The 13,778-nt window shown below is 38.7% G+C and carries 14 protein-coding genes; all 14 read left to right on the forward strand.

The window, feature by feature from the left end:
• Nucleotides 1–47 precede the first annotated feature (47 nt).
• The 14 genes from PGS38_RS16880 (at nt 48) to PGS38_RS16945 (ending at nt 13,501) form a co-directional block, all read left to right on the forward strand.
• Nucleotides 48–551: an antirestriction protein ArdA gene (locus tag PGS38_RS16880; protein WP_003417623.1), complete on the forward strand. Its 504-nt coding sequence runs from the start codon at nt 48–50 to the stop codon at nt 549–551.
• Between the two features lie 108 nt (nt 552–659).
• A complete protein-coding gene (locus PGS38_RS16885) occupies nt 660–1,058 on the forward strand; it encodes a conjugal transfer protein (protein ID WP_003865505.1) in 399 nt (132 codons plus the stop codon).
• Nucleotides 1,036–3,486 (forward strand): conjugal transfer ATPase TcpF, encoded by a 2,451-nt coding sequence (gene tcpF, locus PGS38_RS16890; RefSeq protein WP_118641303.1) that lies wholly within the window; start codon nt 1,036–1,038, stop codon nt 3,484–3,486. The genes PGS38_RS16885 and tcpF overlap by 23 nt, the downstream gene beginning before the upstream one ends.
• The gene (locus PGS38_RS16895; protein ID WP_003060083.1) at nt 3,486–5,696 is read left to right on the forward strand and encodes a CD3337/EF1877 family mobilome membrane protein; all 2,211 of its coding nucleotides are present in this window, start codon (nt 3,486–3,488) and stop codon (nt 5,694–5,696) included. The genes tcpF and PGS38_RS16895 overlap by 1 nt, the downstream gene beginning before the upstream one ends.
• On the forward strand, nt 5,693–6,700 hold the full coding sequence (locus PGS38_RS16900; RefSeq protein ID WP_003059774.1) for a bifunctional lytic transglycosylase/C40 family peptidase: 1,008 nt from the start codon (nt 5,693–5,695) through the stop codon (nt 6,698–6,700). Before PGS38_RS16895 ends, PGS38_RS16900 begins: the two co-directional genes overlap by 4 nt.
• A gap of 16 nt (nt 6,701–6,716) precedes the next feature.
• Nucleotides 6,717–7,628, forward strand: a complete 912-nt coding sequence (locus PGS38_RS16905) for a conjugal transfer protein (RefSeq protein ID WP_003062215.1) — start codon at nt 6,717–6,719, stop codon at nt 7,626–7,628.
• A 144-nt stretch (nt 7,629–7,772) separates the two neighbouring features.
• Nucleotides 7,773–8,087 (forward strand): DUF6442 family protein, encoded by a 315-nt coding sequence (locus PGS38_RS16910; RefSeq protein WP_118641305.1) that lies wholly within the window; start codon nt 7,773–7,775, stop codon nt 8,085–8,087.
• 1 nt (nt 8,088) lies between these two features.
• Nucleotides 8,089–8,298 (forward strand): helix-turn-helix transcriptional regulator, encoded by a 210-nt coding sequence (locus PGS38_RS16915; protein ID WP_005342572.1) that lies wholly within the window; start codon nt 8,089–8,091, stop codon nt 8,296–8,298.
• A 14-nt stretch (nt 8,299–8,312) separates the two neighbouring features.
• The gene (locus tag PGS38_RS16920) at nt 8,313–8,642 is read left to right on the forward strand and encodes a DUF3784 domain-containing protein (protein WP_003061243.1); all 330 of its coding nucleotides are present in this window, start codon (nt 8,313–8,315) and stop codon (nt 8,640–8,642) included.
• A 15-nt stretch (nt 8,643–8,657) separates the two neighbouring features.
• Entirely contained in the window at nt 8,658–8,888 is a 231-nt protein-coding gene (locus tag PGS38_RS16925; protein WP_003060191.1) for a hypothetical protein, read from the forward strand.
• A gap of 166 nt (nt 8,889–9,054) precedes the next feature.
• Nucleotides 9,055–9,825: an ABC transporter ATP-binding protein gene (locus PGS38_RS16930; RefSeq protein ID WP_118641307.1), complete on the forward strand. Its 771-nt coding sequence runs from the start codon at nt 9,055–9,057 to the stop codon at nt 9,823–9,825.
• Nucleotides 9,815–11,782: an ABC transporter permease gene (locus PGS38_RS16935; protein ID WP_007286199.1), complete on the forward strand. Its 1,968-nt coding sequence runs from the start codon at nt 9,815–9,817 to the stop codon at nt 11,780–11,782. The genes PGS38_RS16930 and PGS38_RS16935 overlap by 11 nt, the downstream gene beginning before the upstream one ends.
• A gap of 58 nt (nt 11,783–11,840) precedes the next feature.
• Nucleotides 11,841–12,500, forward strand: a complete 660-nt coding sequence (locus PGS38_RS16940; protein WP_015517518.1) for a response regulator transcription factor — start codon at nt 11,841–11,843, stop codon at nt 12,498–12,500.
• Complete coding sequence (locus tag PGS38_RS16945) at nt 12,497–13,501, forward strand: sensor histidine kinase (RefSeq protein WP_007286197.1); 1,005 nt, start codon at nt 12,497–12,499, stop codon at nt 13,499–13,501. Before PGS38_RS16940 ends, PGS38_RS16945 begins: the two co-directional genes overlap by 4 nt.
• Nucleotides 13,502–13,778 lie beyond the last annotated feature (277 nt).

A 13,778-nucleotide genomic window follows, 5' to 3' on the forward strand; every position in this document is an offset into this window, starting at 1 on the left:
GAAAAATCCAATTACCATCTAAGATAATTGGATTATACGTGGTGCTTATGATTGATGATATGGCGGTTTATATTGCAAATCTTGGCAAATACAATGAGGGCTATTTAGTCGGAGCATGGTTCACATTTCCTATTGACGAGGAAGATGTAAAAGAAAAAATCGGCTTGAATGAACAGTATGAGGAATACGCTATCCATGATACCGACAACTTCCCGATTGCGATTGGTGAGTATGTTTCCATTGAAGAACTGAACTCTATGTATGAAATGATAGAGGAACTTCCCGACTATATCGTAGAATGTCTGGACGAATTTATCAGCCACTACGGGACGCTGGAAGAAGTCGTGGAACACAAGGACGACATTTATTATTATCCCGACTGTGAAACCATGACAGATGTTGCCTATTACTACATAGACGAATTGCAGGCACTTGGGGATATTCCACCCAGCTTACAGAACTACATTGACTATGAAGCCTACGGGCGAGATTTGGATATGGGCGGTTGCTTTATTGAAACAAGCCGAGGTATGTGCGAGATACCATACTAACGCTGGAAGATCAGCGACAAGCATTGTTGCTACTGACAGCGTATTTCTCTTTTAAGGGACAGTCTGAAAATGGCTGTCCTTTTCTATTTTGAAAGGAGCTGAAAGAACTTGAAAAAGATTAAATCTTATACGGGTATCTGGAACGTGGAAAAAGTCTTGTATGCAATCAATGACTTTAACTTACCCTTTCCCGTTACCTTTACACAGATTACATGGTTTGTGATTACGGAATTTATCATCATTCTGTTTGGGGATATTCCCCCACTTTCCATGATTGAGGGAGCATTTCTCAAATATTTCGGTATTCCCGTTGCTCTCACTTGGTTTATGTCGCAGAAAACCTTTGACGGAAAGAAGCCGTACAGCTTTTTGAAATCACAGATAACCTATGCCCTGCGACCGAAAATCACTTATGCAGGAAAAGCCGTAAAACTGCATAAGCAGACCTTGAATGAAACAATCACGGCAGTAAGGAGTGTGAACGATGTTCCCGATAAAATATATTGACAACAACCTTGTCTGGAACAAGGACAATGAGGTATTCGCTTACTATGAGCTGATACCGTACAACTATTCTTTCTTATCCGCAGAGCAGAAATTTATTGTGCATGACAGCTTTCGCCAGCTTATCGCACAGTCCCGTGAGGGTAAAATTCATGCGTTGCAGATTGCCACGGAAAGCTCAATCCGCAGTATGCAGGAGCAGTCAAAGAAACTGGTAACGGGGAAACTTCGTGAGGTGGCAGTCCAGAAAATAGACGAACAGACCGAAGCGTTAGTATCTATGATTGGGGACAATCAAGTGGACTACCGCTTTTTTCTTGGCTTTAAGCTCATGGTTACAGAAGAACAACTCAATCTGAAGAATATTAAAAAATCGGCATGGCTGACGTTCACGGAATTTCTCCATGAAGTGAACCACACGCTGATGAATGATTTTGTTTCCATGCCGAATGATGAAATCAACCGCTACATGAAAATGGAAAAGTTACTGGAAAACAAAATATCCCGTCGTTTCAAGGTGCGACGCTTGGAAACAAACGACTTCGGGTATCTCATAGAACATCTTTACGGCAGGGACGGTATCGCTTATGAAGATTATGAGTACCAGCTACCAAAGAAAAAATTGAACAAAGAGACGCTGATAAAATACTACGACCTTATCCGTCCGACAAGGTGTGTGATTGAGGAAAGCCAGCGGTATTTACGATTGGAACATGAGGACAAGGAAAGCTATGTGTCCTATTTTACCGTCAATGCGATTGTAGGAGAGCTTGATTTTCCGTCGTCTGAAATCTTCTATTTCCAGCAACAGCAATTCACATTCCCCGTTGATACGAGCATGAATGTAGAAATCGTGGAAAATCGGAAAGCATTAACGACCGTCCGCAACAAGAAAAAGGAACTGAAAGACCTTGATAATCACGCCTATCAAGCAGGAAGTGAAACCAGCTCAAATGTGGTGGACGCTTTAGACAGCGTGGACGAGCTGGAAACTGATTTAGACCAGACAAAAGAAAGTATGTATAAGTTAAGCTACGTCATACGGGTGTCTGCACCCGATCTTGACGAGCTGAAACGCCGTTGTGATGAAGTCAAGGACTTTTACGACGACCTCAATGTAAAGCTGGTGCGTCCTGCTGGGGATATGCTGGGGCTTCATTCTGAATTTTTACCAGCCAGCAAGCGATATATCAATGACTATGTGCAGTATGTAAAATCAGATTTTTTAGCTGGGCTTGGCTTTGGTGCGACACAGCAGTTAGGAGAAACTACGGGTATCTATATGGGCTATTCTGTTGATACGGGAAGAAATGTGTACCTGCAACCGTCCCTTGCCAGTCAAGGTGTAAAAGGTACAGTTACCAACGCTTTAGCGTCTGCTTTTGTCGGTTCGCTTGGCGGTGGGAAATCGTTCTGTAACAATCTTCTGGTATATTATGCGGTGCTGTTTGGCGGTCAAGCACTTCTGTTAGACCCTAAAAGTGAGCGTGGTAACTGGAAAGAAACGCTCCCAGAGATTGCACATGAAATCAATATCGTAAATCTTACCAGCGATAAGGACAATGCAGGGCTTCTTGACCCGTTTGTGATTATGAAGAATGTAAAAGACGCTGAAAGTCTGGCAATCGACATCTTAACATTCCTTACGGGTATTTCTTCAAGGGACGGCGAAAAATTCCCCGTACTTCGTAAGGCAGTACGCTCCGTTACCCAGAGCGACAGTCGGGGCTTGCTCCATGTGATAGACGAGCTACGCCGTGAAGATACGCCCATATCAAGAAATATCGCAGACCATATCGACAGCTTCACGGACTACGACTTTGCACACCTGCTGTTTTCAGACGGTACGGTAGAAAATGCTATCAGTCTGGATAATCAGCTCAATATCATTCAAGTAGCCGACCTTGTACTGCCAGATAAAGATACCACTTTTGAAGAATACACGACCATTGAATTGTTGTCTGTGTCTATGCTGATTGTGATTAGTACCTTTGCCCTTGATTTTATCCATTCGGACAGAAGCATTTTTAAGATTGTCGATTTAGACGAAGCGTGGGCGTTCTTAAATGTGGCACAAGGAGAAACCTTATCAAATAAGCTGGTTCGTGCTGGGCGAGCTATGCAGGCAGGCGTTTATTTCGTTACCCAGTCTGCCTATGACGTGTCAAAGGAAAGTCTGAAAAACAATATCGGCTTAAAGTTTGCATTTAGAAGCACGGATATAAACGAGATAAAGCAGACCTTAGAGTTTTTCGGTATCGACAAGGACGATGAGAACAACCAGAAACGCTTGCGTGATTTGGAGAACGGACAATGCTTATTGCAGGACTTATACGGGCGTGTCGGTGTGGTGCAGATACACCCAGTCTTTGAAGAACTGCTACACGCCTTTGATACCAGACCGCCCGTACAGAGAAATGAGGTGGAGTGATGAAAGAAAGGATAAAAGGTGTGTTCACAAAAAAGAAGATTTTCCACTTTCTCAAAATGGCTCTGTTCGTGGTGGCACTCTCCCTTATCCTGCTTTCACTTTTGGGGACGGTGGCTCATGCGACGGGGCTTGTAGACGATACCATAAACGCAGAAAATCTTTATTCAAAATATCCCCTTTCCAACTACCAGCTTGATTTTTTCGTCGATAATAGCTGGTCGTGGCTTCCGTGGAACTGGCTCGACGGTATCGGAAAATCGGTACAATACGGGCTGTACTGCATTACCAACTTTGTCTGGACTATCAGTTTGTATTTGAGTAATGCAACGGGCTATGTGGTGCAGGAAGCCTATAAGCTGGACTTCATCAATGATATGGCAGACAGTATCGGAAAGAGCATACAGACCCTTGCAGGCGTTACCGAGAACGGCTTTTCTTCTACGGGCTTCTATGTTGGTTTCCTGCTTCTCATTATCTTAGTGGTGGGAATGTACGTTGCTTATACGGGACTGATAAAACGGGAAACCAGCAAAGCACTTCACGCTGTTATCAACTTTGTGGTGGTGTTCGTGCTGTCCGCTTCATTTATTGCTTATGCTCCCGACTATATCAAGAAGATAAATGAATTTTCATCAGACATCAGTACCGCTTCTTTGGATTTGGGAACAAAAATCATGCTCCCTAACTCCGACAGCGAGGGTAAGGACAGCGTGGACTTGATACGGGACAGCCTATTTTCTATTCAAGTGGAACAGCCGTGGCTCTTGCTTCAATTCGGGAACAGCAACGCAGAAGAAATCGGGACAGACCGTGTAGAAGCTCTCGTATCGGCAAGTCCAGAGGACGAGGACGGGAAAACCAGAGAGGAAGTCGTGAAAACAGAAATCGAGGACAACGACAATAACAATCTGACAATACCGCAGGTCGTGAACCGTTTGGGTATGGTGTTCTTCCTCTTGTTCTTTAACTTGGGTATCACGATATTTGTATTCTTGCTTACGGGCATGATGTTGTTCAGCCAGATACTTTTTATTATCTTTGCAATGTTTTTACCTATCAGTTTTTTACTTTCCATGATACCGAGCTATGAAAGCATGGCAAAGCAGGCAATCGTGAGAGTATTTAATACCATAATGACACGGGCAGGAATAACGCTCATTGTAACGGTGGCATTTAGTATTTCCAGTATGTTTTACAACATTTCCACAGACTACCCATTCTTTATGGTGGCGTTCTTGCAGATAGTATGTTTCGCTGGTATCTACATGAAGCTGGGCGACTTAATGAGTATGTTCTCACTTAATGCTGGCGACAGTCAAAGCATGGGACGACGCATATTCCGCAGACCGTATCTGTTTATGCGACATCGGGCTAGGCGTATGGAACACCGTATTGCAAGGGCGGTAAGTGCTGGCGGTATTTCGGGCGGTGTAGCTGGTGCGGTGGCTGGAAGTGCCGTTGCTGGCAAGAGAGCCGAAAGAAAAAATACGGCTTCTAAAGAAAATCGGGGCAATACCACTTCCAGCATGGGACAGCGTGCAGGTTCAAAAGTCGGTGCTGTTTTAGATACGAAAAATAAAGTGAAAGACAAGGCAAACGCTGTCAAAGAGAATATCAAGGATATGCCGACACAGACCGCTTATGCGGTGTATTCCGCAAAGGAAAAGGCAAAGTCCAGCGTGTCCGACTTCAAGCGTGGCATGGTGCAGGAACAGCAGTCCAGACAGACGGGACGCTTGGAAAAGCAGGAACAGCGTAAGAAAAATATCGCTGACAAACGTATGGAGCTTCAAAAGGCACAAGAAGCAAGGCAGGTACAGCGAAAGGCTGACGGATCAGCGACAACGGGAGCTACCCGTCCCCATGAGCGACCAGTCACAGCTTCAACCATTCCAAAGCCGAGTGTTGAAAAAATGCAGGAAGTCAAACGCCCAGCCACAGCTCCAACTCCGAAAGCAAGTGAGCCAGTCAAGACAAATGTTATCAAAGAGCGTCCGTTATCTTCTGGTGCTTCTGATAAGAAAGCACCCCAGCCTACACAGACAGTACATAGGCAGAATGTAGAAAAAGTGGTATCGCAGGAAACACGCCAGAATGACACCAAAGACCGCAGGATAAAGGTTCAGCAGACCCAGAGCGTCCAGAAGAACCAGCAGACCATAGAGAAAACCCGTAACCTTGTAACGAAGAAAGGACAGAAGAAAAAATGAAACTGAAACATATCGCTATCATTGGCAGTCTGTTTCCTATCCTCTTTTCTCTGGTGCTTTTCTTTGGCGTCCTCATTAGTGCGGACAGCGACGACGAGAACAGCAATTTTTCTTCTGGCATTACGGGTATGAACCTATCCGCAGAAGTCTTGAAACATCAGCCTATGGTAGAAAAATACGCCAGAGAAAACGGTATCTCCGAGTATGTCAATGTGTTACTTGCTATCATTCAAGTAGAAAGTGGCGGTACGGCAGAAGATGTTATGCAGAGTTCGGAAAGTCTTGGTTTACCGCCTAATTCCTTAGATACGGAAAGCTCAATCAAGCAGGGGTGTAAGTATTTTGCGTCCCTGCTTTCTTCCTGCAAAAATCAAGGTATCGACGACTTGAATGTAGCGATACAGTCTTATAACTATGGCGGTGGCTATGTGGGATATGTGGCAGGAAAAGGAAAAAAACACACTTTTAATCTTGCAGAGAGCTTCGCCCGTGAGAAATCGGGTGGAAAGAAAGTAACCTACACCAACCCGATAGCCGTTGCTAAGAATGGGGGCTGGCGGTATGGCTATGGAAATATGTTCTATGTGGAAGTAGTCAATCAGTATTTAGCAGTTCCGCAGGTATCGGGAGAACTGGCACAAAAGGTAATGAATGAAGCGTTGAAATATCAAGGCTGGAAGTATGTGTATGGTGGCAGTAACCCGAATACTTCCTTTGATTGTTCGGGATTGACGCAATGGTGCTATGGAAAAGCTGGTATCTCCTTACCGAGAACAGCACAAGCACAGTATGACGCAACCCAACATCTGCCACTCTCGCAGGCAAAAGCAGGCGATTTGGTGTTTTTCCATTCCACCTATAACGCTGGTTCGTATGTAACACACGTCGGTATTCTTGTTTCGCCGACACAGATGTACCACGCAGGCGACCCGATAGGATATGCAGACCTAAGTAGTAGTTACTGGCAACAGCACTTAATCGGTGCAGGACGAGTAAAACAATAGAAAGGACTTGAAAAATATGTTTAAGAAGAATAAGAAACAGACAGAAACTATCAAAGAACCAAAAGAAAAAAAGGTGCGTACTGTCAAGGTAGGCACACATAAGAAAACCGTGATTGCGTTGTGGGTGGTGCTTGTCGCAAGCGTGAGCTTTGGGGTGTATAAGAATTTTACGGCTATCGACCAGCACACCACCCATGAAAAAGAAATCATTGAACTTTGCTTGCAGGACACCAACGGGATAGAAAATTTCGTGAAAAACTTTGCGAAGTCCTATTACACATGGGATAACAGCAAAGAAGCTATCGAAGCAAGGACGCAGGCAATCAGCGGTTATCTGACAAAGGAATTGCAGGACTTAAATGTAGACACCATTAGAACCGATATACCGACCAGCTCCACGGTTACAGATGTGATTGTATGGCATATCGAGCAATCGGGAGCGGACACTTTTTCTGCTACCTACGAAGTAGATCAGCAGATAAAAGAGGGAGAACAGACAAGCAATGTGAAAGCAACCTATACTGTAAAAGTCTATGTGGACGCAGACGGGGATATGGTAATCGTTCAAAACCCTACCCTTGCACCAGCAGTTGAAAAATCAGACTATGAGCCTAAGACACCAGAAGCAGACGCAAGCGTGGACGCTGATACGGTAAATGACGCTACCGCTTTTCTGGAAACATTCTTTAAGCTGTACCCAACAGCGACGGAAAAAGAGCTTGCTTACTATGTATTGGGAAATGTGATTGAACCTATCGGCAGGGACTACCTTTATTCTGAACTGGTAAACCCTATCTTTATAAAGGACGGCGACAATGTGAAAGTCAAGGTTGCGGTAAAATTCATTGATAATCAGACAAAAGCGACGCAGGTATCGCAGTATGAGCTTGTGCTACATAAGGATAGTAACTGGAAGATTGTAGGATAAATGATATAGCGTGCATTTCCTATCAGATTTGCACGCTTTTACAAAACGACAAGAAAACTGTGCAAAAATATTGACTTGTAATGACCGAATGCTATAATATAAATGACAAGTGTACTTGGTATTATTTGAAGGGAGCGTTATATAATGGATAAAGAAAAAATACTATCACAAAACAAAAAAGAGAATCTATATCTTGATGAATACGAAAAACATATTAAACTTCAAGGGAAATCTTTTGGCTTAATGTTTGTTTTATTTATCTGCATTTTAATTCTTTTCATTAAAGCAGTTTGTAAAGAACCTTACTATGACATAATGACAATTATTGGGTCTGTGGCATTTGGCTCTATGGGTTATGAAGCACATATTTCAAAAAATAAATCCAAATTTGTTATTGCTTTATTCTTTTTTCTATTTATGGGGTATTACTTTTATAAATTTTTAATGGTAGATTTATAGAATGGACGAACATTTAATTTTGCGAAACAGATTAAAAACTGTACGAAAAGAAAAAAAATTATCACAAACAGAATTAGCTGAACTAGTCGGGGTTTCTCGGAATACAATTAGTTCTATTGAGACTGGACAATTTAATCCAACAGCAAAATTGGCATTAGTGCTTTGTATAGCTTTAGATAAAAAATTTGAAGAATTATTTTATTTTGATTAAAGGAGAGAACGATTATGGAATTAGAGGAATTGATTGTTGAAATAGTTATAGGATTGTTTTTACTTTTTACATCTTATCAAATAGGTATAAAAGAGAATATTACTTTATTACATGGTTATCATTATACACAACTTGACCCTAAAGATAAAAAGGTGTTTACAAAAAAAATAGGAATAGGCACTTTACTGGTTAGTATTGGTATTCTTGTTATGCCGATTATCAATTTAATCTCTCATTCTGAATTAGGCTATTACATAGGTCTTATTTTGATTGTTGTAGGAGTGTTTTATATCATATTCATCATTGTAAAATACAATGGAAAACTTATTAGCTTTAAAAAGTAGAATTGAGGTATGAATATGATAGGACTGAACAAAAGAGATATAAAAAAGGCATTGAAAGCTGGTGCAAAAGCTGGCGGTGTATCATTGGCTGATGTTCGGGCGGATATTGAAGCTACGATTGATGAAGCTATGAATAGCACCGACCCAGAGGTGCAGGCAAATTTCAAAAAGTATTTTGGGAATAAACGCCCTACACCAGAAGAATATATTTATATCATTACGAAAAAGACAAAGGCAAAATTATAATAAAAGGGTCGTGGAAATGCTTCACAAAATTGTGATCTGCATTATCACGGCTCTTTTACTCTCTGTTTACTTTCAAAACTGTAAGTGTAATTGAATACTGCCCTTGCTATAATTTAATTGTATTCCAAAACAAATAAATGTGGCAGGAAGAAAGGAGCGATTTTTAATGGAACACATTTTAAATTTAGAGCAAGTAAAAAAATACTACGGGGGTAACTCTGGAAATATCACAAAGGCAGTAGACGGTATTTCTATGTATGTAGATAAGGGCGAATTTGTCGCAATCATGGGAGCTAGTGGTTCTGGAAAGACTACCCTATTAAACTGTATCTCTACGATTGATACTGTAACCAGCGGACACATTACAGTCAATAATCAAGATATTACCAAAATCAAGGATAAAGATTTTGCTGATTTCAGACGTGAAAATTTAGGGTTCATTTTTCAAGATTTCAACCTTTTAGATACTTTAACGATTGGAGAAAACATTTCTTTATCATTGGTTATCAACAAACAGAACCCTACTGATATTGAGAAAAGAGTTCATTCTATCGCCGATAAATTGGGTATTCGTGATATTTTATCGAAATTTCCTTATGAAGTTTCTGGCGGACAAAAACAGCGTTGTGCTTGTGCTAGAGCCTTAATCAATGAACCGAAACTGATTTTAGCTGATGAACCGACGGGAGCTTTGGACTCAAAAGCTTCCAGATTATTACTGGAAACAATGTCTGAAATCAACAAGAAAATGCAGGCTACTATTTTAATGGTAACACATGACCCGTTTAGTGCGTCTTTCTGTGAACGTATTTTGTTCTTGAAAGACGGTAAAATATTCAATGAAATTTTCAGAGGGGAAAAAAGCAGAAAAGATTTCTTCAATGAAATACTGGATATATTAACCTTGCTCGGAGGTGAAGTGGGAAATGTTAGGTAAGTTAGCGTATAGAAATACAAAAAGAAATATTAAAGATTATTTGATTTATCTGATAACCGTTACTGCATCCTTTTCTCTTATATTTGCTTTTAATTTGGTGGCAAATTCTGATGAAATTGTAAAGTTATGTTCCAGTATGGATGCATTTAAGAATTCATTGTTCGCTGTAAATATTCTTATTATTTTTGTGATATGCTTTTTGATCAACTATACAACGAAATTTATGTTTGAAAAAAGAAGTAAAGAATTAGGAACATATATGCTTCTTGGCATTAAGAAAAAAGAAATTGCCCACTTAGTTGTAATTGAAAATATACTGTTGGGAATTTTAGCATTTGTATTAGCTATTCCTATTGGCTTTTTATTCAGCCAGTTTGTGTCGTTAGTAATTGTAAACTTACTGGGTATTCCAAAAACTCTCTTTATTTCTTTGAATTTCGTTTCTATTGGACTATTGATAATTTATTTTTTAACTATTTATGTTTTGGTTTTGCTTAATCTATTAAGAAGAATAAGTAAAATGACGATACGTGATTTTCTTTATTTTGACAAACAAAATGAAAAGAAAATGTTCCGTGACAGTAAAAAAAGAAATGTCATTTTTGTTTTAAGTATTATTCTTGGTGCGATTTCTCTTTTTCTCTGGAATTCACGTTGTACTATGGATAATTTTAATAAGCAAGAAACACTTACTTATTTGATGGTAAGCGTAATCATGTTGATTATCAGCATTTATGGTATATCTACAACTTGTGCAGATATGTTCTTGACTGTTTTGTTAAAGAATAAAAAAATGAAATATCAAAATGATAATCTGTTTGTAGCAAGAACATTTGCTTCTAAAGCAAGAACAATGAGCTTCACATTTGGTACATTGTCTATGTTGATTTTAACTTCACTGCTGGCTCTGAATTATTCTAGTATCAACAAAGCTTCGTATGATATCAGCGTGAATTTAAATGCACCATATGATGTACAACTCTTTGATGATAAGCAGGTATTTGATGAATATATTCGAGTAATTGAAGAAGAATATACGATTGTTAATACCATTGAGTACAACATTTATAAAGAGCCGAATCATCAGGTACAAAATTTCTTCCAATCAGAATATTATGATTTTGACCCAGTCTTGAAGTTAAGTGATTATAATAGGTTACTGGAATTAAGAAAGATGCCGTTGCTTTCTTTAAATGATAACGAATACTATATAGTTACAAATAGCAAGTTTGCATATAAGGTTGAAGATAACAAAGATATTGAAACCATAACAGTAGCAAATAAAAATTTGAAATTAAAAGGATATGACACTAAGTCTTATTGGAACTCTATAACTAATACTGGCAGATTTGTTGTTGTACTTCCAGATAAATATGTTCAAGGACTTGAAGTATCAGAAAATCATTTGATTATAGATACAAAAGAAGATACAGACGCAGAATTAGAAAATAAGATAAAAGAAGATATGCAACATCAATTAGTAAAGGTTGATGAAAATGGAGAAATAAATGATGAGTCGTATAGAGTAAACGTAAGAGGTGCAGAAATAGAACAACAAAAAGCAATGGTTGCAATAGTAGCCAGTCTGTTTATGTACATTGCATTTATTTTGATTTCCGCAGTAGGAACAATTTTGGCAGTTCAATCATTGAGCGACTCTACTAAATACAAATATCGCTACTTGACCTTGCGAAGATTAGGAATAAATGATAAGTCGCTATTTAAGACAATCAGAAAACAATTATTGATATTATTTTGTGTCCCTGCAATATCAGCAATATTATGTTCTTTTGTGATGATGTCGTCATTGAATAATGTGTATCAACAAATTTTGGGAGATAAACACCTTTATCTAATGTACTTTGGCTTGAATTTAATTATCTTCTTCCTAATTTATAGTATTTACTGGATAGCAACGTATATCGGTTTCAAACGAAATATCAATGAGGAGAGTTAGATTTTTCTAGCTCTCCTGCTGTGAAATTATTATAATGGTAAATCAAGGGGGTGTTGAAATGAGAATAGCAATTATCGAAGATGATGAAATCACTCGTTTGGAGCTTTCTAAATTATTGAACACACAAGGATATGAAACAGTTTTATTGATTGACTTTGGAAACCTGACAGATGAATTAAAGCAATATTCCATAGAACTGGTTCTGCTTGATATTAACCTGCCGTATGAGAATGGCTATGAAGTATGCAGGAAAATAAAACAAGTCATGCCAGTACCGATTATCTTTGTAACAAGCAGAGATACAAATGCTGACGAATTGAAAAGTATTCAAGTGGGTGGGATTGACTTCATCACAAAGCCGTATGACACGCTTATTCTTCTTGAGAAGATCAAGCGTGCATTGCAGTTATCAAACCCGAATAATTTCCGTGAGCTTGTTAAAAAAGATTGTACCCTTGATTTACATTTATCTATTTTGAAGTATCAAGAGAAAAGCATTGAATTGACAAGAAATGAATTTCGTATTTTATACTACTTCTTTATGAACGAAGATAAAGTTATCAGTAAGGAAGAACTATTGGAAAAGCTGTGGAACGACAAATATTATTTAGACGAAAATGTATTACTGGTTAATATGACCCGTCTAAAAAAGAAAATGAAAGAAATCGGTATTGTTCATTTATTGGAAAATATACGAGGAAAGGGTTGGAAACTGTGAGCTTTTTTACATTCTTAGAAGAAAAAATAACAGAGATATTGTTTCAGCTTTTCTTTCTTGCCTTAGTAGCATTTCTCTTGATTTTCTACGGTGTAGATACGCTATTTGTTGTATTGCTGGTAATTCTGTTCATCAGCATACAAGGGCTTTTTCAATGGTGTTTGTATCGGAAGAAACGTAAGGCTTCGCAACATATTATTGATTTAGTAGACGGACTGGAAGAAACCTACTATATTGCAGATGTTTTACCAAAGCCAAAAGAATTTCAAAATGAAGCCTATTACTACGCACTAAAAAAAGCCTGCAAATCTATGAATGATGAAATCGGTAAAATCACAGAGGAAAAGCAGGATTATCAAGAATATGTGGAAAGTTTCGCCCATGAAATTAAAATACCGATAGGAGCATTGTCTTTGACGTTCGATAATACGAAAAATTACACGTTAAAAAAAGAAACAGACAAGATATTTCAGTTGGTGGAACAAATGCTCTACTATGCAAGGAGTGAAAATACGGAAAAGGACTATTTTGTAAAACAGTTGCAGTTAGACGAAGTGATACATAATGTCATTCTGAAATTTCGTCATTCACTTATGGAAAGGAAAGTAATTATCAATATCCATGACATAGAGAATGTTGTATATACTGATGAAAAATGGCTGACATTCATTCTATCTCAAATCGTGCAAAATGCGATTAAGTATTTTGACAAGCAGGAAAACAAACTGACGATATACAGTCAAGACAACGGAACAAATATACTGCTTGTAATTGAAGATAATGGCTGTGGAATAAAAACGTCTGATTTATCCCGTGTATTTGAAAAAGGCTTTACTGGTTCTAACAGAAACAAGGCAAATGCAACAGGTATGGGACTGTATCTATCTAAAAAATTATGCGATAGGTTGGGATTGAAATTGGATATTGCTTCTACGGAAAAAGAATATACAAGACTGACAATTATATTTCCAAAAGGAACAGTTCATAATTTTTCAGAGTAATTTGAAAAACCATGCCAACATTGATACGGTGCTTTAAGGGGGCTTGCGTTATGGAAAGCTTTAAGTACAATTATTTGCAATCAAATCCCACCTAATAGCACACTATTAAAAATTGAATATGTTTTAGCTTTAAAGGCTCGTACAGACTATATGTTTTGTGCGGGCTTTTTTCATACCCGAAAAAATTTAAAAAATTTTTCAAAAGAGGTCATTAAATCACACCTAGCTGTCCTTATATGGTAAGCGCAAAATATTGCTACATTACTCATGAATTACG

The organism is Fusicatenibacter saccharivorans (genome assembly GCF_027667425.1).
Classification (GTDB): Bacteria; Bacillota; Clostridia; order Lachnospirales; family Lachnospiraceae; genus Fusicatenibacter; species Fusicatenibacter saccharivorans.

What these genes read in the sequence shown, in the direction of transcription:
- PGS38_RS16880 (WP_003417623.1), top strand. Translation starts at nt 48, where the DNA reads ATGATTGATGATATGGCGGTTTATATTGCAAATCTTGGCAAATACAAT.
- tcpF (WP_118641303.1), top strand. Translation starts at nt 1,036, where the DNA reads ATGTTCCCGATAAAATATATTGACAACAACCTTGTCTGGAACAAGGAC.
- PGS38_RS16895 (WP_003060083.1), top strand. Translation starts at nt 3,486, where the DNA reads ATGAAAGAAAGGATAAAAGGTGTGTTCACAAAAAAGAAGATTTTCCAC.
- PGS38_RS16900 (WP_003059774.1), top strand. Translation starts at nt 5,693, where the DNA reads ATGAAACTGAAACATATCGCTATCATTGGCAGTCTGTTTCCTATCCTC.
- PGS38_RS16905 (WP_003062215.1), top strand. Translation starts at nt 6,717, where the DNA reads ATGTTTAAGAAGAATAAGAAACAGACAGAAACTATCAAAGAACCAAAA.
- PGS38_RS16910 (WP_118641305.1), top strand. Translation starts at nt 7,773, where the DNA reads ATGGATAAAGAAAAAATACTATCACAAAACAAAAAAGAGAATCTATAT.
- PGS38_RS16915 (WP_005342572.1), top strand. Translation starts at nt 8,089, where the DNA reads ATGGACGAACATTTAATTTTGCGAAACAGATTAAAAACTGTACGAAAA.
- PGS38_RS16920 (WP_003061243.1), top strand. Translation starts at nt 8,313, where the DNA reads ATGGAATTAGAGGAATTGATTGTTGAAATAGTTATAGGATTGTTTTTA.
- PGS38_RS16925 (WP_003060191.1), top strand. Translation starts at nt 8,658, where the DNA reads ATGATAGGACTGAACAAAAGAGATATAAAAAAGGCATTGAAAGCTGGT.
- PGS38_RS16930 (WP_118641307.1), top strand. Translation starts at nt 9,055, where the DNA reads ATGGAACACATTTTAAATTTAGAGCAAGTAAAAAAATACTACGGGGGT.
- PGS38_RS16935 (WP_007286199.1), top strand. Translation starts at nt 9,815, where the DNA reads ATGTTAGGTAAGTTAGCGTATAGAAATACAAAAAGAAATATTAAAGAT.
- PGS38_RS16940 (WP_015517518.1), top strand. Translation starts at nt 11,841, where the DNA reads ATGAGAATAGCAATTATCGAAGATGATGAAATCACTCGTTTGGAGCTT.